This is a genomic window from Shewanella sp. MR-4 (assembly GCF_000014685.1).
Lineage (GTDB): Bacteria > Pseudomonadota > Gammaproteobacteria > Enterobacterales > Shewanellaceae > Shewanella.
In genome coordinates this window covers 3,391,343-3,415,574 of record NC_008321.1, presented here as the reverse complement: position 1 = coordinate 3,415,574, position 24,232 = coordinate 3,391,343, and the positions used below count along the sequence as shown (strand labels likewise).

Below are 24,232 nucleotides of genomic sequence, written 5' to 3'. Positions count from 1 at the left end.
TTTTGCTTTAAGCTAAGGCTTCACTTAATCACGCTGTAGGTACCCGTGTGGATAGTTTGCTGTCGGTGTTCTTTATTTGCTTGGCTTTAGGCGCATTTGTCGGTTTTATGGCGGGGTTATTGGGCATTGGTGGTGGCTTAATTGTCGTGCCCGCACTGCTTTATATCTTACCTTCTGTCGGTATCACTTCGGCTCAGTTACCCCATATTGCGATTGCCACATCCCTTGCGGCGATTATTTTAACCTCGATTTCTTCTGCAAGAGCGCACCATAAACGCGGTAATGTGCCCTGGGGATTGTTTCGAACCATGTTCCCGGGGATTATTCTCGGCGCCTTGATGTCCGGCTTTATTGCCGAACAAATCCCTGCGGCGACCCTCAGACAAGGGTTTGCGGTATTTGTGATGTTAATGGCGATTCAAATGGCTTATCCCTTTAAAACCGAATCGAACCGAGAGCTACCAAACTCGGCGATTTTGTTTGTGGTGGCCATGATTGTTGCCGTTATAGCAGGGTTAATGGGAATTGGCGGTGGCGTCTTGTTAGTGCCGTTTTTAACCTATTTTGGTTTGCAGATGCGCCTTGCGGTGGGATTTTCTGCCGCAACCGGATTATTAATCTCCTTGTCGGGCAGCTTAGGGTATATAATCGCGGGCTTTAACGCGCCGGATCTCCCCGAGGGAACCTTAGGGTATATCTATTTACCCGCGCTGTTTGGCTTAATCATAACCTCTATTTTAATGGCTCCAGTAGGCGTTAAGGCGGCAAGCACTTGGCCTACCTCGGTCCTTAAAAAAATATTTGCACTTTTACTCCTGTGTGTCGGTCTCAAATTAATTCTGAGCTGATTTTTAGTATTTAGCCCTCAATTTGAGGCTGTTGATGGATAAGTTATGGCATTGAATTTTCCTAATATCGATCCTGTGATCGTGAAGTTTGGCCCCTTTGATATTTTTGGACAAACCTTTGAACCCGCCCTACGTTGGTATGGATTTACTTACTTAGTTGGCTTTGTCGCCGCCATGTGGTTACTCAATCGTCAGGCTGACCGCTCCAATGGTTTATGGTCGAGGGAACAGGTTTCCGATTTGCTGTTTTATGGCTTTTTAGGGGTGATTTTAGGTGGCCGCATCGGCTACGTGCTCTTCTATCATTTCGATTATTTCCTCGCTAGCCCAATGTATTTGTTTAAGATTTCAGAAGGTGGTATGTCTTTTCACGGCGGTCTGATGGGGGTTATTACCGCCATGATTTATATCGCCTGGAAGCAAAAGCGTACCTTCTTTGCGGTCGCAGATATGGTGGCGCCCGTGGTGCCTATCGGCTTAGGTGCGGGCCGTATCGGTAACTTTATTAACGGTGAGTTATGGGGCCGAGTCACCGATGTCCCTTGGGCCATGGTGTTCCCAAGTGGTGGACCAGAACCTCGTCATCCATCACAACTCTATCAATTCGCCCTTGAAGGGGTAGCCTTATTCCTGCTCCTCTATTGGTTCAGTAAACGAACGAAGAAAGTCGGCGCCGTGTCGGGCATGTTCTTACTCGGATACGGGATTTTCCGTGTGATTGTTGAAACCGTAAGACAACCTGATGCGCAGTTAGGTCTCTACTGGGGCTTTATGACGATGGGTCAGATCCTATCTGTGCCGATGGTCCTCTTCGGTTTATATCTCATTCTTCGTCCAGAGGGTAAGCAGTAATGCAACAGTATTTAGACTTGATGAAGCACATCTTAGCCGAAGGTGTGGATAAATCAGACCGTACAGGTACCGGCACTCGCTCGGTGTTTGGCTATCAAATGCGTTTCGATTTGAGTAAGGGCTTCCCCTTAGTGACCACCAAGAAGTGTCATATGCGTTCAATTATTCATGAGCTATTGTGGTTCCTGAAGGGTGATACCAATATTGCTTATCTGCGTGATAATAAGGTCAGTATTTGGGACGAATGGGCCGATGAAAACGGCGATTTAGGCCCTGTCTATGGCGCGCAGTGGCGCAGCTGGCCGACCCAAAGTGGCGATGCTATCGACCAAATCGCTCAGGTGATCGCACAAATCAAATCTCAACCTGACTCGCGTCGTTTGATTGTCTCGGCGTGGAACGTGGGCGAGCTGGATAAAATGGCGTTGGCACCTTGCCATGCCTTTTTCCAATTCTATGTTGCCGACGGTAAATTATCTTGCCAGCTGTACCAGCGTAGCTGTGATGTGTTCTTAGGCTTACCTTTCAATATCGCCAGTTATGCGCTGCTGACCATGATGGTGGCACAGCAATGCGATTTAGCTTTGGGTGACTTTGTGTGGACGGGCGGCGACACCCACTTGTACTCCAACCATATGGAACAAACGGCGTTGCAGTTAAGCCGCGAGCCAAGACCTTTGCCTACTATGACTATCCTGCGTAAACCGGCCTCTATTTTCGATTATCAATTCGAAGATTTCGAGCTGACCAACTACGATCCGCACCCGCATATCAAAGCGCCTGTCGCCGTTTGATGGCGAAATAATCGACTAACACCTCGGAATTAACGAGGTGTTTTGTCGAAACTATCGATTATACTTGTCCTTTTTCTTCGTCTACACTCAATTCATTATGATTTTTTGGAGTGCAAGATGGAAAAAGCAATTAGAAATTTTCTGAGCCAAGAATCGGCTGGTGGCATCCTATTATTAGTTGCTGTTGCCTTAGCCATGCTGATGGCCAATTCTCCTCTCGCGGGGCTCTATCAAGGATTTCTCGGTACTGAAGTACAAGTCCGTGTTGGTGCACTCGATCTGCATAAACCGCTGTTGTTGTGGATTAACGATGGCCTAATGGCATTGTTTTTCTTACTGATTGGTTTAGAGGTTAAGCGTGAACTGTTGGAAGGTGCTCTATCGAGTGTCGCACAGGCTTCGCTGCCAACCTTCGCAGCGATTGGTGGCATGTTAGTACCAGCAGGCATTTATCTGCTATTTAACTATGGCGATCCTGTGACACAAGCGGGCTGGGCGATTCCTGCGGCTACCGATATCGCTTTTGCCTTGGGTATCATGGCGCTGCTGGGTAGCCGTGTGCCTGTGGCATTGAAGGTCTTCCTGTTGGCGCTCGCCATCATCGATGACTTAGGCGTGATTGTGATTATTGCGCTCTTCTACAGCACCGATCTCTCGACCATTAGCCTGATTATTGCCAGCATTGCGATTGTTGGTTTAGTTGCCTTAAACCGTAAAGGCGTGACCGCATTAGCCCCCTATGGGGTATTAGGACTCGTTCTGTGGGTGGCGGTATTAAAGTCTGGAGTACACGCGACTTTAGCCGGGGTGATTATTGCCTTCTGTATTCCGCTGCGTGCAAAAGACGGAAGCTCACCTTCTGAGCACTTAGAGCATAGCTTGCACCCTTGGAGCACCTTTCTGATCCTGCCAGTATTTGCGTTTGCGAATGCGGGGGTGGCCTTAGGAAACATGAGCCTAAATACACTGATCTCCCCTGTGCCAGTTGGTATTGCATTGGGACTCATGTTAGGTAAGCCGATTGGTGTGATGCTGTTTAGTTACGCGGCCGTCAAACTAAGATTGGCGCAATTGCCTAATGGAATTGGTTGGAAGCAGATTGCGCCAGTAGCGGCTATGTGTGGTATTGGTTTTACTATGTCGATGTTTATTGCTTCGTTGGCATTTGAGCAAGCAGACCCTATGTACGGCGACTTAGCACGCCTTGGCACCTTGATCGGCTCGATTCTTGCGGCCTTGATCGGGTATTTCTGGTTATCAAAAGTGTTACCAAAACAAGGAGTATAACTATGATAAATTTGAAATTAGTAGGAGTGGCAGCACTATTAACAGTCTCTTCAAGTGCGATGGCTTCGCAGATTGATGCGTGTAACAAGGATGTCGCATCACAAACCTGTCAAAGCTACCTTGAGGGTATAGTCGATGGCGCACTAATGTTTAAATCTGAGGCATTAGGTGCAAGGCTTGAAACCAATGGTTATGAGTCTAGAGCACTCAAGTACCGCGGCGGTAAACGTTTCCAGGAGGCGAATCGCACCTATTGTGCCAACCGTATTCCGGATAGAGACAGTTTAGTCTCTGGGGTGACGGAGGCGGTTAGCACGGGCACGGCAGCCGATTTAGACCAGCTGCAAGGAATTGTCATTAACTTATTGGATTGTCAGCGTTTAAAATAGCGCTACAGACTCATCATTTGGTAAGCTGAGTCATTGCGATCCGACATGCCGCAGCCTTAAGGGTTGCGGCATCCCTTAGAGGAAGCTTATTGGCGATGCTGCATCTTAATTACAACCATCTTTATTATTTCTGGATGATCAAGAAGAAGGGTTCAGTGGCTAAGGCCGCAGAAGCTCTTTGTTTAGCGCCACAAACCATCACAGGCCAAATTCGCGCCCTAGAAGACAGGTTAAATGGTAGTTTATTCAAACGTGTCGGACGAAATTTAGAAGCGACTGAACTTGGGGAACTGGTGTTTCGCTATGCCGATAAGATGTTTTCCCTCAGTTATGAGATGCTCGATTTACTGAACTATCAAAAAGATGATGCGATTTTGTTTGAAGTTGGTATTGCCGATGCCTTGTCTAAAGCCCTGGCGAGTCGAGTATTACTTTCTGTGGTACCTAATGACGGTTCCATGCACCTTGCTTGTTATGAGGCGACTCACGAAAGTTTAATGACCCGTTTACGCGAGCATAAATTGGATATGATCCTCTCAGACTGTGCGGGTGAGTCATTGAAATATCCCGAAATTTTATCGAAAAAGCTGGGTGAGTGTGGCGTGAGTTTTTTTTCTGCAGAAACCTACAGCGCCGATTTCCCTGCTTGTTTAGAGCAAGGACAATTGCTGATCCCAGGTCGTAGAACATCGCTTGGGCAACAATTATACCGTTGGTTCGATGAGCAAAATCTTAAGGTCAGTATCTTAGGCGAATTTGATGATGCGGCCATGATGAAGGCCTTTGGCTACCTTAAACGTGGAATCTTCGTTACGCCGTCGATTTATCCCCAAGAAGTGATTTCCCACGGCATGCATTTACTCGGTGAAACTCTTGATGTTAAAGAGGAATACCATGTCATGTTCGCAGAGCGGATGATCCAACATCCGGCGGTGAAGCGTCTATTAGAGACGGATTTCAGTGATTTATTTGCCGGATTAGACAGCCAAGTCCAGCAGTGCTAAACCGAGTTTCAGCACTGCTTGCATCGACACTCTACGGCGTGAACTGGTAGACTAAGGCGAATTTTGTTTTGGGAGAGATTAACTTGGAGTTAATGAACATTGCACGGGTCCGCTGGGCATGTCGCCGCGGAATGCTCGAATTAGACGTCTTGTTCCAGCCTTTCGTCGAAAATGTTTATCAGGACTTGTCAGATGAAGACAAGGCCCTGTTTATACGTTTACTCGAGTGCGAAGATCCTGAATTATTTGCCTGGTTTATGGGTCATGAAGCCTGCCCAGATCCTGAGCTTGCCCGTATGGTAGTGCAAGTCCGTGGCAGAGCGGCGCCATAGTTTTAGTGTAAAAGCCTCCTTCGACCAGCGACTCTCGTTGGTCGTTTTTGTTTGTGTCTGCGGTACCTCTTTACTGATCTGGCCTGAAACAGATGTCGTATTTTGGCTTGTGCTTAAGTTGGTATTCGCCGTTTTAATCCTCGGATTCTTGGGCTATCAGTTATGGCGACTGAGGACTTGGCATTGCCGTTTTGAGCTCAATGGGAAAGGGAAAGGCTGGCTCTCGACGGGGGAGGCGTTCCATGTGCTCCCCAGAACTTGGGTAACGCCCTTTGTTTGCTTAGTTTACTATCAGTCCGCCGATAAGTTGCATCTTTTACCCCTTTGGGCCGATATGTTTAGCGATACGGATTACCGCCACTTGTGCCGGCTATTGCTTAAGGTTAAAACTCAGGCTGCGAGCCAAAGCGAACATTTTTAATCTAAATCTGAACAATGAACAATAGTTAGGTTTTATCCCATTTTAGTTTGACTAAACAAAGCGGGCTAAATCTGAGTAGATTTAGCCCGCTTAATATTTACGTTATGCAACTCGATTATTTTTCAGGCTGCAGAATCGTCGGTTGCGGAGAGTCAACCTTTTCGGGATGGTCGATATTGTAGTGCAAACCACGGCTTTCCTTGCGCTCCATCGCGCAGCGGATAATAAGCTCGGCTACTTGCACTAAGTTACGCAGTTCCAGCAGATTATTACTGACTCTGAAGTTGCTGTAATACTCTTGGATTTCCTGCTGCAACATCAAGCAGCGGCGCAGTGCGCGCTCCAAGCGTTTATCCGAGCGTACGATTCCCACATAGTCCCACATAAAGAGGCGCAGTTCGTGCCAGTTGTGGGCAATCACCACTTCTTCATCGGAGTTGGAGACTTTACTCTCGTCCCACGCTGGAATTTGCCCCGGTAATGGGATTTTGTGCATTTGGCTCTCAATATCCTGCGACGCGGCGCGGGCAAATACCAAGCACTCCAGCAGCGAGTTGCTTGCCAAGCGGTTCGCACCATGTAAGCCGGTATAAGCTACCTCACCTATGGCGTAGAGGCCGTTGAGGTCGGTTTGGCCATGCAAGTCCGTCATTACACCACCACAGGTATAGTGGGCAGCAGGCACCACAGGAATGGCATCTTTGGTGATATCGATCCCCAGCTCTAAGCAGCGACTGTAGATCGTCGGGAAATGCTTGATGACAAAGTCGCTGTCTTTATGGCTGATATCTAAATAGACGCAATCGGCACCTAAGCGTTTCATTTCGTAGTCGATGGCTCGGGCTACGATATCGCGAGGTGCGAGTTCGGCGCGTTCGTCAAAGTCTGGCATAAAGCGACTGCCATCGGGGCGGCGCAAATAAGCACCTTCACCGCGCAGGGCTTCGGTCAGCAGGAAGTTACGGGCATCGGCATGGTAAAGGCAGGTTGGATGGAATTGATTAAATTCCATGTTGGCCACACGGCAACCTGCGCGCCACGCCATGGCAATGCCATCGCCACTCGCCACATCGGGGTTTGAGGTGTATTGGTAGACTTTAGAGCTACCACCTGTAGCTAATGCGACAAATTTTGCCTTAATGGTTTCGACCTGCTCGGCATTACGGTTCCACACATAAGCGCCTAGCACGCGATTGCCGGGGCGATTTAATTTACGGGTGGTGATGAGGTCGATGGCGTTGTAACGTTCTAAAACTTGAATATTGGGGTGGGCGAGGGCGCGTTCTTGCAGCGTGGTTTGCACTTCTTTGCCCGTCGCATCTGCGGCATGCAGAATGCGTCTATGGCTGTGGCCGCCTTCGCGGGTTAAATGATAAGGTGCGTCTTTGGCATTATCGCCAGCGGTTTCTTCTTTATCGAATGCCACGCCACATTCAATTAACCATTGCATGGCGCTCTTGGCGTTTTCAGCGGTAAAAGTTACCACTTCTTTATCGCACAAGCCGGCACCGGCCACTAACGTATCGGCCACATGGGATTCGATGGTATCACTTTCATCGAACACGGAGGCGATACCGCCTTGGGCGTAGTATGTCGACCCTTCGGAGAGTGGGCCTTTTGAGAGCAGAATTACGTTTGCTTTTTCAGCAAGATGCAAAGCTAGTGTCAGACCTGCGGCACCGCTACCTATGACTAATATGTCAGATTGGTGTTCAACTACTTGTTTCATCGGGTATCATGCTATGACTGAGAGTGCCATCTATGGTAAACCAACTCACCGATTATGGGTACTTTCCTTTTAACCTTACTTTTTTTGTATAATTCTTAGAACTTTTTCAAAGCACGCTAGTCTACATAAGTGAATGTGATTCGAGCGACTGAGAAATCAGCATTTTAGATTTGGGAGAAGTCGGCTCGGATGAGTGGACAAATAAGTGATCAACAATTAGTTGAGCGCGTACAACGGGGAGATAAAAACGCTTTTAACCTGTTGGTGCTTAAATATCAGAGTAAAGTGGTGAGCTTGATTTCACGCTATGTGCGTAACCAAGCCGACGTTACCGATGTGGCACAGGAAGCGTTTATCAAAGCTTATCGAGCTTTGCCAAACTTTCGTGGAGAAAGTGCGTTTTATACCTGGTTGTACCGCATAGCCGTAAACACGGCTAAGAATTATCTCGTGTCACAGGGGCGCAGAGCGCCTGCAAATGATGTGGATGCCGAGGATGCCGAATACTATGAAGGCAGTGATGCGCTAAAGGAGTTTGCCTCCCCAGAGCGACTAATGTTATCGGACGAAATCAAAAAAGTGGTTTTCGAGACATTAGAAACCTTGCCGGAAGAATTACGTATGGCGATTTCGCTACGTGAACTCGATGGGATGAGTTACGAGGATATTGCCATCATCATGGATTGCCCTGTGGGGACTGTAAGATCTCGTATCTTTCGTGCCCGTGAAGCAATCGACAAAAAACTCCAGCCATTGCTGGAAGAGTAACACCCTTAAATTTAGACAGGTGAACAATGGATAAATTAGGTCAAGAATGGGTATCTGCCGCTGTCGATGGAGAGACAGATCTGCAGACTATGGCAGAACTCGCTGCCGATACGCATTCACATAATAAATGGCGTAACTATCATGTGATAGGTGATGCTATGCGGGGTGAGTTGCCCCAGACTATGGCGTTAGACCTTTCCGCCAGTATTGCGGCTGCAATCGAGCTTGAGCCTGCCATTGTCTCGCCTCAAGTAAACGCACCTGAAGTTACAGCGGCTCCACAACAAGTCGCCGTCAATGCTGGACAAAGCCGTGTTGTGCCCTTATTCAAGCAGTTTGGTCAGTATGCGATTGCCGCAACTGTGGCCATGTTCGCTATCGTAGGCGTACAGAACTTTAACCAAACTGCCGATGATGCAGCTTCGCCATCGCCTGTGCTCATTACCCGTCCGTTGATTGGTAGTGCGTCGCCAGTGAGCTTACAGACAGGTCCAGTGCAGCAAAATCAGAGCTACACGAATGACCAAATGAATGAGCAACGTCGCCGAATTAATACTTATATTCAGGACCATATGTTGCAACAACGATTGAATACAGGTGCCGTTGTAGAAGACAATAGCGAGGTTATTCCCGTTCCTGTCAATCAGTAGTAAGGAGTTAGCTTGCGTCTAATCCTGTTGGCTTTAGTAGCCTTGGTATTCCCTGCAGTGGCGCAGGAAGATATGCCTGCTAAAGTCTGGCTTGAAAAAATGAGCCAGGCTTTACAAGAGAAAGAATTTAAAGCATCGATTATACAACTTCAGGCCGACCATATTCGGCCTTTGGTTTATCTTCACGGAAAGGTGAATAATCAGGAAGTTGCGTTTCTTGAGTACCTCAATGGCCCGCCCAAAAATGCGGTCAGAGTGGGCAATCGAGTCACCTTTATCGAACACGATCAACCCGCCTATAGCATCCTTTCTAATCATATTCAGGGCGTATGGCCTGCGGCTTTCTCGTCAAAGATGAGTGATTTAGAAGTGGGTTATCAGTTTGTACTCGGTGGTCGTACGCGTATTGCGGGACGTCCCGGTCAAATGATCCGTTTATTGCCAAATGATGAGTACCGTTACGGTTTCCAAATTTGGCTGGATATGGACACCTACCTGCCCCTCAGATACGACATGCTGACTCAAGATAAACAATTACTTGAACAGTTGATGGTGATTGAGCTGATTGAGTTAAATGAGCCGCCATCGATTCTGCAGGAAGCCTATAAGCAAGAATGGCCAGCGGTTATCGACCAGGCTGAACGCCAAGATGGACAAAATTGGCAGTTTTCTTGGTTGCCAGCAGGATTTAGCGTTGTGGTGCGTGATCATCACCGTTTGATTGGCAGTCACGAGGCGGTTGAATATATTGCGTTAACCGATGGCTTAGCCAATATTTCTGTCTATGTAGCACGGGCGGGCTCCACGCCATTACCCGAAGAGTTAATCACTCGTAATGGTTTGTCTTTGGTATCTGAAAAAGTGGGTAATGCCGAAGTAGTTGCCGTAGGTAAAGTACCGACCGAAACCCTAGCCCGTATCGCGAAAAGTCTGATGTTAGAATAAGGCCTCTTATCATGATGGAAGAAGTGGCGCGGGTTGTCGCCTGCGATAATCAAGGTTGGCTGACCGTCGAGGTAGAGCTTAAAAGTACCTGTAAGAGCTGCAGTAGTAGCGAGTCTTGTGGTACGTCGGCGGTAGCTCAGGCTTTTTCGGCAAAGACACAACAATTCTCCATTCAAAGTGAACGAACCTGCGAGGTTGGCGAACTGCTAAAGCTCGGTTTGCCTGAGAGCGTGATCCTGAAAGCGGCCGCCTTAGTTTATTTGATGCCGCTGCTTGGTTTATTTGCTGGCGCGGTATTTGGCCAGTTTTTCGCAGGTTTGTTTGAAATCAATTCGGATCTCAGTGCGATAGTGTTTGCCGCCTTAGGGGCGATAGCCGCTTGGTTCTTTGGAAAGCACAAGGCAAAACAACTCGAAGTGGATTCGCAACCTGTCATTTTGGCTTATTTAGGCTCAGGGATCAGTTTAGAAAAATTACCCGTTTAATTTCATATTGTTATTGATTTTAATCTGGCAATAAACTTCCGCTGAGAGCCGCATTTTTCGACTTAAAGAGAAGGATGAGTGAATCTGATTGGTATTGAAACCGCAATCAGGTACAATTTCGCACCTTTGAACCGTATCCATTTTTCAGTATTAGTCATAGCAGCATAATGAAACACATTAGAAACTTCTCAATTATTGCCCATATCGACCATGGTAAATCGACGCTATCGGATCGTCTTATTCAGGTTTGTGGCGGGTTAAGCGACCGTGAAATGGATGCGCAAGTTCTTGATTCTATGGATCTAGAACGTGAGCGCGGTATCACGATTAAGGCGCAGAGCGTCACGTTGGAATACAAAGCCAAAAATGGCGAAACTTACCAACTTAACTTTATTGATACCCCAGGCCACGTTGACTTTTCCTATGAAGTATCTCGTTCATTAGCCGCCTGTGAGGGCGCGCTGCTCGTGGTGGATGCGGGTCAAGGCGTTGAAGCTCAGACGCTCGCAAACTGTTACACCGCGCTGGATATGAATCTGGACGTGGTGCCTATTCTAAACAAAATCGACTTACCCCAAGCCGATCCTGAGCGCGTAGCCGCTGAGATTGAAGACATCGTGGGTATCGATGCGATGAATGCTGTGCGTTGCTCGGCCAAAACCGGCGTGGGCATTGACGAAGTGTTAGAAGTCATCGTTGAGCAAATTCCGCCGCCAGAAGGCGACCCAGAGGCGCCGCTACAAGCGCTGATCATCGACTCTTGGTTTGATAGCTACTTAGGCGTTGTTTCTCTCGTACGTATTAAAAACGGCGTGCTGAAGAAAGGCGACAAGTTTAAGGTAATGTCTACTGGACAAAACCACACCGCAGACCGCGTGGGTATTTTCACGCCTAAACAAACCGATAAAACCGAGCTGAAAACCGGTGAAGTAGGTTTCGTTATCGCGGGTATTAAAGAAATTCACGGTGCACCAGTGGGTGATACCTTGACGCTGGCTAAGCATGGCGCTGAAAAGCCATTACCCGGCTTTAAGAAAGTGAAGCCTCAGGTTTACGCTGGTGTGTTCCCAATTTCGACCGATGAATATGAAAACTTCCGCGATGCGCTGAACAAACTCAGCCTAAACGATGCGTCATTGTTCTTCGAACCTGAAAGTTCATCGGCCCTGGGTTTTGGTTTCCGTATTGGCTATTTAGGCCTGCTCCACATGGAAATCATTCAAGAGCGTTTAGAGCGTGAATACGATCTTGACCTTATCACGACGGCACCAACCGTAGTGTATGAGGTGCTGTTGACCAGTGGTGAAACCGTCTATGTTGATAACCCAGCAGACTTGCCAGCGATTAACAACATTGAAGAGATGCGTGAGCCAATCGTTGAAGCTAACATTCTGGTGCCAAAAGAATACTTAGGTAACGTGATTACATTGTGTATCGAAAAACGTGGTACCCAAGTGAACATGGTTTACCACGGTAATCAAGTGGCCGTGACTTACCATCTGCCGATGGCTGAAGTGGTGATGGACTTCTTCGACCGCTTAAAATCGACTAGCCGTGGTTATGCATCGTTAGAATACAACTTCATTCGCTTCGATCCTGCGGACATGGTGCGCTTAGACATTCTGATCAACGGCGACCGCGTAGACGCATTGGCGATGATTATTCACCGTTCAAACATTCGTCACCGTGGTTTAGCGTTGGTTGAGAAGATGAAAGAGCTGATCCCACGTCAGATGTTCGATATCGCGATTCAAGCCGCTGTTGGCAGCCAAATTATTGCCCGTTCTACCGTAAAAGCCCTACGTAAAGACGTAACGGCGAAGTGCTACGGTGGTGACGTTTCCCGTAAGAAGAAACTCTTGAATAAACAAAAAGAGGGTAAGAAACGGATGAAACAAGTGGGTAACGTTGAGGTGCCGCAAGAGGCGTTCTTAGCGGTACTTAAGCTAAACGAGTAACACTCGAGATAACACAATTTAGCTATTATTGCGCCGCAGTTTGCGGCGCTTTACTTAGCTTATCGTATGTTTTGTGGTGTTTTTTTAGAAATACGGTAAGTTAACTAAAGTTCGCGAGTCGAAATACAATAGTCGCTGAGTTTGGATCTTTACATTTCAAGGCAGGAGTTCAATAAGCAATGGCAGCCTATTTTTCCATTATTTTAGTGCTAGTCACCCTGATTTCAGGGCTGATCTGGTTAATCGATGTGCTGGTATTTGCGCCTAAACGCCGCGAAAGCTTAGCCTTAGCCAAGGCTTCGCAGGCTAATTTAACCGAGGAAGCCGAATATAACATCATCCGCGAACCCACAGTGGTTGAAACCGCGCATTCCATCTTCCCTGTGATTGCCTTCGTGTTGATCCTGCGCTCGTTTATTTATGAACCATTCCAAATTCCCTCAGGCTCTATGATGCCAACCCTGTTAGTGGGTGACTTTATTCTGGTGGAAAAGTTTAGCTATGGCCTAAAAGATCCCGTATGGCGCACTAAACTGATTGAAACGGGCGAGCCGAAACGTGGCGATGTGATTGTGTTTAAATATCCTGAGAATCCTCAGATTGACTACATCAAGCGCGTGGTGGGTTTACCGGGCGATCGGATTATTTACCGCAACAAGCAGTTGATGATCCAAAAAGCCTGCGGCGCAGAGCAAACCCATTGCCCAGAGCCAGAACTGGTGGCGCGTACCGAAATCAGCCGTGGTGATTTCAGCCAAGATGGTGTGCCATTAATTCGTTTTAAAGAGCAACTCGGTGAAGTGGCCCACGATATTTTAATCAATCCAAGCCGCCCCGATATGCTGGGATACTTCAAGCGTGAAGCTAACTTACCCGCGGGTGAGTTCCTTGTACCAGAAGGTCATTATTTTGCGATGGGTGACAACCGCGATAACAGTACCGACAGCCGTTTCTGGGGCTTTGTCCCTGAAGAAAATCTTGTCGGCAAAGCGGTCGCTATCTGGATTAGTTTTGAGTTTGACCGTTCTAAAGCCGACTTCCTGCCAACTTGGGTGCCAAGTGGAGTACGTTTTGAACGAGTAGGTGGAATTCACTAGTATGGAACCGATTAAAAATTTGCCACGTTTGTGTCGTACTTTGGGTTATGAGTTCAAGAATATTGAGCTTCTTACCCAAGCGTTGACCCACAGAAGTGCGGCAAATAAGCACAACGAGCGTTTAGAGTTTTTAGGCGATTCGATTTTATCTATTGTGATTTCAGACGCCTTATACCATCAGTTTCCTAAGGCGACTGAGGGTGATTTGAGCCGGATGCGCGCCACCTTAGTGCGTGGTGATACGCTCACCTTGATTGCTAAGGCCTTTAAGCTTGGGGATTATTTATTCTTAGGCCCTGGTGAGTTAAAAAGCGGTGGTTTTAGACGTGAGTCTATCTTGGCCGATGCGGTCGAGGCGATTATCGGCGCAATCTACTTAGATTCCGATCTCGAAGTGTGCCGTAAATTGTTACTGCATTGGTACGCCGAGCGTTTGGCCGAGATCCAACCCGGCGTGAATCAAAAAGACGCTAAAACCTTACTGCAAGAATATTTACAAGGGTTAAAGAAGCCGCTACCCGATTACCAAGTAATCAATATAGAAGGCGATGCCCACGATCAAACATTCACTGTTGAATGTCGTATAGATGACTTGAGCGAAAGCGTGATTGGCGTAGCGAGTTCGCGCCGTAAAGCCGAGCAGATTGCCGCGGCTCAAGTATTGGAGTTACTGAAGAAATGACCAAAAAAACAGACTTGCCAGCTGTCGATGCCGCTAACGCGAGCAATGAGCCTAGCTTAGATGAATTACTGGCAAGGATGAATGCAGCGAGCGCGGCGGCGCCGTCTGTTCACTATGATGTGACCTACTGTGGCATGGTGGCCATTATTGGGCGCCCTAACGTGGGGAAATCGACCCTGCTGAACCGTTTGCTTGGGCAAAAGATCAGTATTACCTCGAAAAAGCCGCAAACGACGCGTCATCGCATCATGGGTATCCATACCGATGGTCCACGCCAAATCGTGTTTATCGACACACCGGGTCTGCATATTGAAGAGCAGCGTGCGATTAACCGTCTGATGAACCGTGCGGCGGCGAGCTCACTTGCCGATGTGTCTATGGTGATTTTTGTGGTCGATGGTATGACATGGACCGCCGATGATGAGATGGTATTAAGCAAACTTCGCCGTGGCGGTGAAGAGCGTAAAACCGTTTTAGCTATCAATAAAGTCGATAATATCAAAGACAAAGAAGCCCTTTTCCCTTATTTGGAAGAAGTGGCCAAGAAGTATCCCTTCGATGAGATCCTGCCGATTTCAGCCAGTAAGGGCACTAACGTTAAGCGCATTTTAGAGATGGCGGCGGAGTCTCTGCCCGAGAATCCCTTCTTCTTCCCAGAAGATTATGTGACCGACCGCTCGCAGCGTTTTATGGCTTCTGAAATTGTCCGCGAAAAACTGATGCGCTTTTTAGGTGATGAATTACCCTACGATGCGACGGTTGAAATCGAGCAGTTTAAGATGATGGAAAACGGTGTTTATCAAATCAACGCCCTGATCCTTGTCGAGCGCGAAGGCCAAAAGCGGATGGTGATTGGTAGCAAAGGTGAGCGCATTCGTACCATCGCCACGCAAGCGCGCCTCGATATGGAAACCTTGTTTGATAACAAAGTGTTCCTCGAGGTGTGGGTGAAGGTCAAATCCGGTTGGGCCGATGATGAACGCGCCCTGCGAAGCTTAGGTTACGGTGACGATTAATCGTTACTGATAATAGGCCGAGCCTGACCATGAACGAGCGCGCAGACCGATGAAACGGGGGTATGTTTTGCATCATCGCCCCTACCGGGAGTCTAGCGCGCTGGTCAATCTCTTGGTTGACGGTATTGGTCGTGTCGATGCCATCGCGCGAGTCGGGAGCGGTAAACGCTCCATCAAAAGTATCCTCCAGCCCTTTCAGCCGCTGATTTTTGAATTTAGCGGTAAATCTGAACTCAAAAACATCAGCCAAATTGAAGCGGCCGCGCCAGCCGTGCCTTTATCGGGTTATAGCCTGTATGCCGGCATGTATATCAATGAGTTGCTGATGCGAACCTTGTCGGTCCACCATAATGCCGAGGCGTTATTTCTCATCTACCACCAAGCCTTAGTAGGACTTGCGGCGCAGTTTTGTGAGTCGAAGCTGCGGTACCTTGAGCTGGCGCTCTTGCGGGAGCTTGGGGCCATGCCATCCCTTATTCGCGATACCCAAGGTGAACCGCTGATCCCTGAACATTACTATCAGCTTGTGCCAGAACTGGGTTTTCAATTTGTGTTGAACAGCAGGGCAAAGCATACCTATCAAGGCGCGATGTTAACCGCGCTTAACGATAATCAATTGTTGCAAGAGCAGTTTTTAGAGGCTAAACGGTTGATGCGCTCTATGCTGCAACCCCTGCTCGGAAATAAGCCGCTGGTGAGCAGGCAGTTGTTTATTCAAGCGACAGCCTCTATCAGAGATGGGAATAATTAGCCCTAGCTCCTGTTTTTTACTGTCTGTCCCAGTACAATAGGGCGCAAATCAGCGTTAATTCTAGCCTTACAAACATAAAGGAGTTCCCGATGAGCCGTATCTTATTGGGTGTTAATATCGACCACATTGCGACCCTGCGTCAGGCTCGCGGCACCAGTTATCCCGATCCTGTCCATGCGGCGGCGGTTGCCGAGCATGCGGGTGCCGACGGTATCACGATTCATTTACGGGAAGACAGACGCCATATTATCGACCGCGATGTGTATCTGCTGGCAAAAACCTTAAAGACGCGGATGAACTTTGAGTGTGCAGTGACTGAAGAAATGCTCAACATCGCCTGCGAAGTCAAACCAACCTACGTTTGTTTAGTCCCTGAAAAACGTCAAGAAGTGACGACTGAAGGCGGTTTAGATGTGGCTGGTCAATTAGATAAAATCACTGCAGCGGTAAGCCGTTTAGCCGCCAATGGTATTCAAGTGTCACTGTTTATTGATGCCGATAAGACGCAAATCGATGCCGCAGTCGAATCTGGCGCGCCACTTATCGAAATCCATACCGGTTGCTATGCCGATGCTAAAACAGCTGAGGAAGAGGCCAAAGAGCTTGCGCGTATCAGCGAAATGGCTAAATACGCCCACGGTAAGGGCTTAGTCGTGAATGCGGGCCACGGGCTGCATTACCACAATGTTAAGCCGATTGCGGCGATCCCTGAGCTGTATGAACTCAACATTGGCCATGCCATTGTCGCGCGTGCGGCCATTGATGGCTTAGCGACAGCGGTTAAAGACATGAAAGCACTGATGTTAGAAGGTCGTCGAGGCGAATAATGGCAATCGTTGGGCTTGGCACTGATATAGTTGAAATCGAGCGCATCACTGCTCATGTGGCACGTTCCGGCGATAAGCTGGCTAAACGTGTACTCACGGAGGCTGAGTTCGATATCTATCAACAGCATAGCCAACCGAGCCGTTATTTGGCTAAACGTTTTGCCGCCAAAGAGGCTGCAGCAAAAGCCCTGGGGACGGGGATTGGTCGAGGAGTATCTTTTCAGCATATCCATATTGGGAATACGCCCGATGGTGCGCCGACGATTGATTTTACACAAGGGGCACAGCAGCGTTTAGCTTTGCTCAACGGCGTGGTTGGACACATTTCAATCGCCGATGAAAAATCCTACGCCATTGCGACGGTTATCCTCGAATCGCGCTAGTTTCTAACCCATTAGCACAAAGGGAGCCTTAGCTCCCTTTTTTATTGTCATCCCAAAACCACCGCCTCTGGCGGTGGTGATTGTCCCTTAAGGCTATAGCCTGAATAACGCCCATGTTAAAAGAGACCTTCTTATTCACCACAAGTAAGAGGAAACGAGAAACATGGGCGATTACAGAAGTTCATCACATGTTTACTGGCGTTGTAAATATCATATCGTTTGGACGCCTAAGTACAGATTCAAAATTCTAAAAGGTAATCTTGGTAAAGAGCTCTACAGGTCGATTTATATTCTATGCAATATGAAAAGTTGTGAGGTCTTAGAATTAAACGTCCAGATAGATCATGTGCATCTAGTCGTGATAATTCACCCAAAGTTGTCAGTATCCACATTAATGGGGATATTGAAGGGTAGGAGCGCAATAAGGCTTTTTAACAAATTCCCTCATGTTCGTAAGAAGTTATGGGGAAATAGCTTTTGGGCGAGGGGTTATTTTGTTGATACGGTAGGCGTAAATGAGGAAATCATAAGACGCTATGTTCGCCATCAAGATAAGCAAGATCTAGAGCATGATGCTCAATTGTCGCTACAGATGAAGTAGGTGTAAGGAAATAGCCCCTTCCAGGGGCAAATCAAAGCCGCCTTCTAAGAAGGCGGATTCTTTACTGCGTAAAATGCGTGGCAACATTTTTGTTACTTTTTTCTGTTCAGTTTCGCATTTTTGGGCTAGGTTAGGTCAAAAGTGGTATCTAGACACTAATGTGCAGGGACACAGCAAAAGGAGCCCCAGATGAAATCCGCCGTAGAGCAGCTATCAACCTATAAGAGTGTGCATTTAAATCAGCGCAACATACTTACCCATTTCGTTGGTATTCCATTGATTATATGGTCTGCTTTCCTATTGCTGGCGACTATCCGTATTCCACTTGGCAGTGCGGTTGATGTGAGTTTAGGTGTGATTTTAGGGGCAGGAGTGCTGGTTTATTACTTTCGCTTACATGCAAAGTTAGCGATTGGCCTAGCTTTATTTATCGCCCCCGTCGTTTATACCACAGAGCTAATGGCTGACTCTCCCAACGCCTTCTGGTTGGCTATATCGGTCTTTATCGTGGGATGGATTTTTCAGTTGATTGGCCATCAATACGAGAAGGCTAAACCCGCTTTTGTGGACGATTTAAATCAACTGCTAATAGGCCCATTTTTCTTGATGGCCGAAGTGTATTTTATCTTGGGGTTAGAAAAGGCGTTAGATGCCGAGATTACACCTATCGCTATCGAGAAGCGCCGGACGCTCGAAGCACGTCTCAAGACGCGAAGCGTTAAATAATTTCTTGGGGGAGAAGGAAATCGGCTGATTCCATTTGGATTCAGCCGATTTTTTATATGGGGACGTTAGCGTGGAGACTGATAATGCTGTGGAATGATACGTACGGTTTTGACCATATTGTCTGCGACTTCAATGACTTCTAATGGATAACCGGCTAGGCGAAGGCTAGTGTTTTCTGCGGGGATATCCTCTAAATACTCTAAGATCAGGCCATTGAGGGTTTTGGGGCCATCGGTTGGGAAGTCCCATTTCATTTCTTTATTCAAATCACGGATAGTGATACTGGCATCGACTAAGTAGCTTCCATCCTGCTGGGCGGTAATGTCTTCACTCGGTGTGGCCAGCATAGAGGTGGTGAAGTCACCGACAATTTCTTCGAGAATATCTTCGAGTGTCACTAATCCTTGGATATCACCGTATTCATCGACTACTAGGCCGATACGTTCTTTATTGTGCTGAAAGTTGGCTAATTGCACATTGAGCGGTGTACCTTCGGGAATAAAGTAGAGTTCTTTGACAGCACGTAGCAATGAGGACTTACTGAACTGCTCTTTCGATTGCAGGCGCAGCGCGTCACGCAGATGAATAAAGCCGACGGCATCGTCAATGGTATCGCGGTAAACCAGTACACGAGTATGTGGACTTTGGATCACTTGACGGTTGATATACTTAAAATCATCGTTGACGTTAATGGCGTAAATATCCGAGCGCGGCACCATGATGTCCTCTACGGTGACCTTCTCTAAATCCAAGATTGATAACAACATCTCTTGGTGGCGTTGGGGGATCAAGGCGCCAGCCTCATGGACTACCGTCCTTAATTCTTCTTGGCTGAGTGCATCACTGCTGCTGATGGTTTTGATGCCAAAGAGACGCAGCATACCTGTGGTTATCCAGTTAACGCTGGTAACGACATAGGCAAAAATTGTTGATAAACCAATGAGTAAAATACTCGATGGGAAGGCAATTCGCTCAGGGTTCAAGGCGGCGATGGTTTTGGGTGTGACTTCGGCAAAGACCAATACGACCAAGGTCAGCACACCTGTGGCTATCGCGACGCCTAAATCGCCCCAAAGGCGCATACCAACAATGGTGGCAATGGCCGAGGCAAGAATATTAACCAGGTTATTGCCAATCAGAATTAAGCCAATTAAGCGGTCTGGACGTTCGAGCAACTTGAGGGCACGAATGGCACCTTTATGGCCGTTTGAGGCGAGATGTCTTAACCGATAGCGGTTAAGGGTCATCATGGCGGTTTCAGAACCTGAAAAGTAGGCAGAACAAAGAATAAGCACTAGTAAGAAAATGAGGAGTGCGCTTGTCGATATAGCGTCCAAAAATAGGCTCCAATCAGGCCGATAAGTTTAAGTTGATACCGAGAAATACACGGAGTGTCAAGTCAGCTTAGGGAATAAGCGCCTAAGCTGACTTGAAATTATTAACTAAGAATTAACTCTTTGACAATGCGAGCGCCGAAATAAGCTAAGGATAACAAGGTCGCGCCGGTTAAGGTGTAAATGACCGCGGTGCGAATTTTACAACCGACCCAATACTGCTGCCATAGCATGGCGATATACACAAACCACGCGATGATTGACAGAATCGCCTTATGGCCTTTGCCATCGGCAAACATATCATCGAGGAAGATAAAGCCAGTGGCGAGGGATAAACTCAATAAAATCACCCCAATAATCACAAGATGATAGAGCTGCTTTTCTACCGTCATCAACGGTGGAATGCCTGGGCTCAACATTAATTGTTTCTTTTTGAGTTTATTTTGGATCATCGCCAGCTGAATCGCGTACAGGGCGGCGATCATCAGGGCGCTGTATGCCATGAGAGAGAGCACAACGTGGGCCAAAACCTCAGGGTACAGCTCAAAGTGAGTAATAAATTTAGGCGGCAATAACCAGAGTAGGGCTACAGAGAGCACAGAGCAGGCGTAAACCACGGGTACAACCACAATCACTTTTAGCCTAAACATCATCACGGTAAAGGTGAAGGCGATGATCCAGTTCACTAACGAGATCACATTAGTGAGGCTGAAGTTTTGTCCATCGGTCGTAAACATCGCTTGAGAAAGGGCGGCAGCGTGCAAAATCACGGCGATGGCGGCGACACCAGCAACGGCCTTTCGATTAGGACCTTCAGGGTGGAACAGTCGACTTGTCACTAATACCAATGCGATGCAATAAAAAAACATGGCTGAGGCAGAAAAAATGACCATGGGTAATTAACCTATTCGTGTTGTTAATGGTGCCTTAAAAACGGGGCATACAGATCAATATTTTGCCTAGAATAACATGAGCCGTCGGCAAATGGGCAGTGACATAAGTTGCAAAATTTAGCAGATTCTTATTGTTAGACGTAAATAGTCGTAGGCGAATCGCAAAATATGACCTAAAGCAGGTTAGTTGCCGAAGTTAACGCAAGTAGGGCATAGCAGTAGCATAATGCGCCCGCATCGTTATAATACAGCCCATTAATCGAGATCCTAAAGGTATAGAGCAGGACGATGTTTGAGAATCTAACCGACAGACTGTCACGCACGCTGAAAAATATCAGTGGCCGTGGTCGCTTAACCGAAGAAAACGTTAAGGAAACCCTGCGCGAAGTGCGTATGGCGCTGCTGGAGGCCGATGTTGCCCTGCCTGTGGTGCGTGAATTCGTTAACAATGTAAAAGAACGTGCCGTTGGTCAGGAAGTGGCGAAGAGCTTAAGTCCTGGTCAAGCCTTTATTAAGATTGTTCAAAGTGAACTTGAAAAATCCATGGGCGAGGCAAACCAAGCTCTGGATTTAGCCACTCAGCCGCCAGCCGTGGTGATGATGGCGGGTCTTCAAGGTGCGGGTAAAACGACCAGCGTTGCCAAACTGGGTAAGCTGCTGCGTACGCGCCATAAAAAATCGGTATTAGTTGTCAGTGCTGACGTTTATCGTCCTGCGGCGATTAAACAGCTTGAAACTTTAGCGACCGAAGTCGATGTGGAGTTCTTCCCATCGGATGTGAGCCAAAAGCCAATCGATATCGCCAAGGCGGCCATTGCCCACGCCAAACTCAAATTTATCGATGTGGTGATCCTCGATACCGCGGGTCGTCTGCACGTCGATGAAGCCATGATGGATGAGATCAAGGCGCTGCACGCGGCGGTTAAGCCGATTGAGACACTGTTCGTAGTCGATGCCATGACAGGTCAAGACGCGGCAAACACGGCCAAAGCCTTTAACGAAGCGCTGCCGCTCACCGGTGTTATTTTAACTAAGGTCGACGGTGATGCGCGCGGTGGTGCGGCATTATCGATTCGCCACATTACAGGCAAGCCGATTAAATTCCTCGGTGTCGGCGAGAAGACCGATGCCCTAGAGCCTTTCCATCCAGACCGTATCGCCTCACGTATTCTCGGCATGGGCGACGTATTATCGCTTATCGAAGAAGTTGAGCGCGGTGTCGATAAAGATAAGGCGATGAAGCTGGCTTCCAAAGTGAAGCAGGGCGGCAGTTTTGATCTTGAAGATTTCCGCGAGCAGCTACAGCAGATGAAAAACATGGGCGGCATGATGAGCATGATTGAAAAGCTGCCCGGTGTGGGTCAGTTGCCACCGGATGCCTTAGCGCAAATCCAAGACGGTAAAATGACCCGTCAAATGGAAGCCATCATTAACTCAATGACGGCGAAAGAGCGTAAAAACCCCGATTTAATCAAGGGCTCACGTAAGCGTCGTATCGCTGCGGGTTCTGGTACGCAAATTCAAGACGTGAACCGTTTATTGAAACAGTTTACCCAAATGCAAAAGATGATGAAAAAGATGTCTGCCAAGGGCGGCATCCAGAAGATGATGCGCGGAATGCGTGGCATGATGCCTGGCGGGATGAAATTTCCTGGCCGTTAATTCCAGCGATTTTCATCAAAGTTGATGTTTTATCAGTTGGTTGATTCTATTTGAAATGAGGCGGGCAATCCTAAGGCAGGTTTAATAATCGCCAGATTTGGTTGCATTCGTTGAAAAGTCAGGTAAAATCTTCCGGCTTTCTATCTGGGACTCTTCGCGAACACGGGGTTCCAGTTTTTATTTTTGCTTCAAGCAAATCATTAGAGGATTGAAAACGCATGGTTACCATTCGTTTAGCTCGTGGTGGCGCTAAAAAGCGTCCATTTTACAACATCGTTGTTGCTGACAGCCGTAACGCTCGTGACGGTCGTTTCATTGAGCGTGTTGGTTTCTTCAACCCATTGGCTCGTGGCCAAGAAGAAACTTTACGTTTAGACCTAGCTCGCGTTGAGCACTGGGTTTCTAACGGCGCTGCGACAACTGATCGCGTAGCAAAATTGATCAAAGACGCTAAAGCTGCTGCTTAATAGCGTTAAGGTATAGATTGATGAGCAGTAACCAACAGCCAGTCGTACTGGGGAAATTAGGCTCCTGTCATGGCATTAAAGGTTGGCTGAAAATCACCGCCTATACCGATTCTGTTGAAGGGATCTTTGACTATTCACCTTGGCTTATTAAAGAAAATGGTGAATGGCGTGAAGTAAAAGTCATTCAGTGGCGTTACCAAGGCAAAGCGGTTGTCGCCGAGCTTGAAGGTGTCACCACGCGGGAGCGAGCACAAATGCTCACCAATTGCGAAATTGGGATCCTGCCAGAGCAGATGAACGCATTGCCAGAAGACGAGTTCTATTGGCGTGACCTCATCGGTTGTGAAGTGATTAATACTAATGGCTATAACATGGGTGTTGTCGATCAAATCGTGGAAACCGGTTCGAACGATGTGCTCTTAGTGAAAGCCAACGCGAAAGATAGCTTCGGCAAAGTGGAGCGTATGCTTCCCTTTGTTCCAGGACAATTCATCTTAAAGGTGGATATCCAAGGTAAACAGATTTTAGTGGATTGGGATCCTGACTTTTAAGTCGAGGTACAACATATGTGGTTAGGGGTAATAACCCTGTTCCCAGAAATGTTTCGTGCCGTAACAGACTTTGGGGTTACGGGTCGTGCCGTGAAAAACGGTCTGCTTGAGTTGCACACGTGGAATCCTCGCGATTTCACCCATGATAGACACAGTACGGTAGATGACAGGCCTTACGGCGGTGGTCCCGGTATGTTGATGATGGTGCAACCCTTACGCGATGCCATTCATGCTGCGAAAGCGGCGGCAGGCGAAGAGGCGAAGGTGATTTACTTGTCACCTCAAGGACGCAAGCTGGATCAGCAAGGCGTCACTGAGTTGGCTGAATCATCCCGGTTGATTCTGGTGTGTGGTCGATACGAAGGTATTGATGAACGCATTATTCAAACGGAAGTGGATGAAGAATGGTCGGTTGGGGATTACGTGCTTTCGGGCGGCGAATTACCTGCAATGACCTTGATAGATGCAGTATCGAGATTGGTTCCTGGCGTGCTAGGAAAACAAGCTTCGGCGGAGCAAGATTCTTTCTCCGACGGTTTACTGGACTGTCCTCATTACACGCGCCCTGAAAGCTTAGATGGACTCGATGTACCCGCAGTACTGCTAAGTGGCAACCACGAACAAATTAGACTCTGGCGTTTGCAGCAAAGCCTTGGTAGGACTTTTCTAAGACGGCCAGAATTATTTGAAAATCTAGCTCTGACTGACGAACAATCGACTCTTTTAGCGCAGTTCGTTGAAGCAATGGACAAGAATGCTTAGTCGTAGCTCAGTTAATTC

28 protein-coding genes are annotated in these 24,232 nt (G+C 47.7%); 25 read left to right on the top strand and 3 right to left on the bottom strand.

Annotated features, from left to right (window positions below; all coding sequences use genetic code 11):
- The first annotated feature begins 47 nt into the window (after window positions 1-47).
- The 8 genes from SHEWMR4_RS15010 (at window position 48) to SHEWMR4_RS14975 (ending at window position 5,927) form a co-directional block, all read left to right on the top strand.
- On the top strand, window positions 48-848 hold the full coding sequence (locus tag SHEWMR4_RS15010) for a sulfite exporter TauE/SafE family protein (protein ID WP_011623613.1): 801 nt from the start codon (window positions 48-50) through the stop codon (window positions 846-848).
- Window positions 849-893: 45 nt separating this feature from the next.
- Window positions 894-1,700, top strand: a complete 807-nt coding sequence (gene lgt / locus SHEWMR4_RS15005) for a prolipoprotein diacylglyceryl transferase (RefSeq protein WP_011623612.1) — start codon at window positions 894-896, stop codon at window positions 1,698-1,700.
- Entirely contained in the window at window positions 1,700-2,494 is a 795-nt protein-coding gene (thyA, locus tag SHEWMR4_RS15000) for a thymidylate synthase (protein WP_011623611.1), read from the top strand. The genes lgt and thyA overlap by 1 nt, the downstream gene beginning before the upstream one ends.
- A gap of 117 nt (window positions 2,495-2,611) precedes the next feature.
- Window positions 2,612-3,781, top strand: a complete 1,170-nt coding sequence (nhaA, locus tag SHEWMR4_RS14995) for a Na+/H+ antiporter NhaA (RefSeq protein WP_011623610.1) — start codon at window positions 2,612-2,614, stop codon at window positions 3,779-3,781.
- Between the two features lie 2 nt (window positions 3,782-3,783).
- The gene (locus SHEWMR4_RS14990; RefSeq protein WP_011623609.1) at window positions 3,784-4,170 is read left to right on the top strand and encodes a hypothetical protein; all 387 of its coding nucleotides are present in this window, start codon (window positions 3,784-3,786) and stop codon (window positions 4,168-4,170) included.
- A 95-nt stretch (window positions 4,171-4,265) separates the two neighbouring features.
- Window positions 4,266-5,174, top strand: a complete 909-nt coding sequence (gene nhaR, locus SHEWMR4_RS14985; protein ID WP_011623608.1) for a transcriptional activator NhaR — start codon at window positions 4,266-4,268, stop codon at window positions 5,172-5,174.
- 83 nt (window positions 5,175-5,257) lie between these two features.
- On the top strand, window positions 5,258-5,506 hold the full coding sequence (locus tag SHEWMR4_RS14980; RefSeq protein WP_083757995.1) for a succinate dehydrogenase assembly factor 2: 249 nt from the start codon (window positions 5,258-5,260) through the stop codon (window positions 5,504-5,506).
- Window positions 5,487-5,927 (top strand): protein YgfX, encoded by a 441-nt coding sequence (locus SHEWMR4_RS14975; RefSeq protein WP_011623606.1) that lies wholly within the window; start codon window positions 5,487-5,489, stop codon window positions 5,925-5,927. Before SHEWMR4_RS14980 ends, SHEWMR4_RS14975 begins: the two co-directional genes overlap by 20 nt.
- 115 nt (window positions 5,928-6,042) lie before the next feature.
- Here SHEWMR4_RS14975 and nadB read toward each other — a convergent pair whose 3' ends face one another.
- Window positions 6,043-7,656, bottom strand: coding sequence for an L-aspartate oxidase (gene nadB, locus SHEWMR4_RS14970; RefSeq protein WP_011623605.1), 1,614 nt, complete (start codon window positions 7,654-7,656; stop codon window positions 6,043-6,045).
- A 189-nt stretch (window positions 7,657-7,845) separates the two neighbouring features.
- Here nadB and rpoE point away from each other — a divergent pair, with 189 nt between their 5' ends.
- The 13 genes from rpoE to SHEWMR4_RS14905 all read left to right on the top strand — a co-directional run bounded on the left by rpoE (window position 7,846) and on the right by SHEWMR4_RS14905 (window position 18,545).
- The gene (gene rpoE / locus SHEWMR4_RS14965; RefSeq protein WP_011623604.1) at window positions 7,846-8,424 is read left to right on the top strand and encodes an RNA polymerase sigma factor RpoE; all 579 of its coding nucleotides are present in this window, start codon (window positions 7,846-7,848) and stop codon (window positions 8,422-8,424) included.
- Window positions 8,425-8,450: 26 nt separating this feature from the next.
- Window positions 8,451-9,074 (top strand): sigma-E factor negative regulatory protein, encoded by a 624-nt coding sequence (locus SHEWMR4_RS14960; RefSeq protein ID WP_011623603.1) that lies wholly within the window; start codon window positions 8,451-8,453, stop codon window positions 9,072-9,074.
- Window positions 9,075-9,086: 12 nt separating this feature from the next.
- A complete protein-coding gene (locus tag SHEWMR4_RS14955; protein WP_011623602.1) occupies window positions 9,087-10,019 on the top strand; it encodes a MucB/RseB C-terminal domain-containing protein in 933 nt (310 codons plus the stop codon).
- Between the two features lie 11 nt (window positions 10,020-10,030).
- Window positions 10,031-10,504, top strand: a complete 474-nt coding sequence (locus tag SHEWMR4_RS14950; protein WP_011623601.1) for a SoxR reducing system RseC family protein — start codon at window positions 10,031-10,033, stop codon at window positions 10,502-10,504.
- A 167-nt stretch (window positions 10,505-10,671) separates the two neighbouring features.
- Window positions 10,672-12,462 carry a translation elongation factor 4 gene (gene lepA, locus SHEWMR4_RS14945; protein ID WP_011623600.1) on the top strand — a complete coding sequence of 597 codons (1,791 nt, stop codon included), beginning with the start codon at window positions 10,672-10,674 and terminating at the stop codon, window positions 12,460-12,462.
- Between the two features lie 179 nt (window positions 12,463-12,641).
- Window positions 12,642-13,559, top strand: coding sequence for a signal peptidase I (gene lepB / locus SHEWMR4_RS14940; protein ID WP_011623599.1), 918 nt, complete (start codon window positions 12,642-12,644; stop codon window positions 13,557-13,559).
- A gap of 1 nt (window position 13,560) precedes the next feature.
- Window positions 13,561-14,241 (top strand): ribonuclease III, encoded by a 681-nt coding sequence (gene rnc / locus SHEWMR4_RS14935; protein ID WP_011623598.1) that lies wholly within the window; start codon window positions 13,561-13,563, stop codon window positions 14,239-14,241.
- Window positions 14,238-15,257, top strand: a complete 1,020-nt coding sequence (era, locus tag SHEWMR4_RS14930) for a GTPase Era (protein WP_011623597.1) — start codon at window positions 14,238-14,240, stop codon at window positions 15,255-15,257. Before rnc ends, era begins: the two co-directional genes overlap by 4 nt.
- A gap of 49 nt (window positions 15,258-15,306) precedes the next feature.
- Window positions 15,307-16,008, top strand: a complete 702-nt coding sequence (gene recO, locus SHEWMR4_RS14925) for a DNA repair protein RecO (RefSeq protein ID WP_011623596.1) — start codon at window positions 15,307-15,309, stop codon at window positions 16,006-16,008.
- Between the two features lie 89 nt (window positions 16,009-16,097).
- Entirely contained in the window at window positions 16,098-16,835 is a 738-nt protein-coding gene (pdxJ, locus tag SHEWMR4_RS14920) for a pyridoxine 5'-phosphate synthase (RefSeq protein ID WP_011623595.1), read from the top strand.
- Window positions 16,835-17,218 carry a holo-ACP synthase gene (gene acpS / locus SHEWMR4_RS14915; protein WP_011623594.1) on the top strand — a complete coding sequence of 128 codons (384 nt, stop codon included), beginning with the start codon at window positions 16,835-16,837 and terminating at the stop codon, window positions 17,216-17,218. Before pdxJ ends, acpS begins: the two co-directional genes overlap by 1 nt.
- A 163-nt stretch (window positions 17,219-17,381) precedes the next feature.
- On the top strand, window positions 17,382-17,819 hold the full coding sequence (tnpA, locus tag SHEWMR4_RS14910; protein ID WP_011623593.1) for an IS200/IS605-like element ISShes4 family transposase: 438 nt from the start codon (window positions 17,382-17,384) through the stop codon (window positions 17,817-17,819).
- 189 nt (window positions 17,820-18,008) lie between these two features.
- Window positions 18,009-18,545 carry a DUF962 domain-containing protein gene (locus tag SHEWMR4_RS14905; protein ID WP_011623592.1) on the top strand — a complete coding sequence of 179 codons (537 nt, stop codon included), beginning with the start codon at window positions 18,009-18,011 and terminating at the stop codon, window positions 18,543-18,545.
- 65 nt (window positions 18,546-18,610) lie between these two features.
- Here SHEWMR4_RS14905 and SHEWMR4_RS14900 read toward each other — a convergent pair whose 3' ends face one another.
- A complete protein-coding gene (locus SHEWMR4_RS14900; RefSeq protein ID WP_011623591.1) occupies window positions 18,611-19,882 on the bottom strand; it encodes an HlyC/CorC family transporter in 1,272 nt (423 codons plus the stop codon).
- Between the two features lie 101 nt (window positions 19,883-19,983).
- Window positions 19,984-20,772 carry an inner membrane protein YpjD gene (locus SHEWMR4_RS14895; protein WP_011623590.1) on the bottom strand — a complete coding sequence of 263 codons (789 nt, stop codon included), beginning with the start codon at window positions 20,770-20,772 and terminating at the stop codon, window positions 19,984-19,986.
- A gap of 288 nt (window positions 20,773-21,060) precedes the next feature.
- On the opposite strand from SHEWMR4_RS14895, the gene ffh reads away from it, so the two are divergent.
- From ffh to trmD, 4 genes are all read left to right on the top strand, one after another.
- The gene (gene ffh / locus SHEWMR4_RS14890) at window positions 21,061-22,434 is read left to right on the top strand and encodes a signal recognition particle protein (protein ID WP_011623589.1); all 1,374 of its coding nucleotides are present in this window, start codon (window positions 21,061-21,063) and stop codon (window positions 22,432-22,434) included.
- 218 nt (window positions 22,435-22,652) lie between these two features.
- Window positions 22,653-22,901: a 30S ribosomal protein S16 gene (rpsP, locus tag SHEWMR4_RS14885; RefSeq protein WP_011623588.1), complete on the top strand. Its 249-nt coding sequence runs from the start codon at window positions 22,653-22,655 to the stop codon at window positions 22,899-22,901.
- Window positions 22,902-22,921: 20 nt separating this feature from the next.
- Window positions 22,922-23,452, top strand: coding sequence for a ribosome maturation factor RimM (gene rimM / locus SHEWMR4_RS14880; protein ID WP_011623587.1), 531 nt, complete (start codon window positions 22,922-22,924; stop codon window positions 23,450-23,452).
- A gap of 15 nt (window positions 23,453-23,467) precedes the next feature.
- Entirely contained in the window at window positions 23,468-24,214 is a 747-nt protein-coding gene (trmD, locus tag SHEWMR4_RS14875) for a tRNA (guanosine(37)-N1)-methyltransferase TrmD (protein WP_011623586.1), read from the top strand.
- Window positions 24,215-24,232 lie beyond the last annotated feature (18 nt).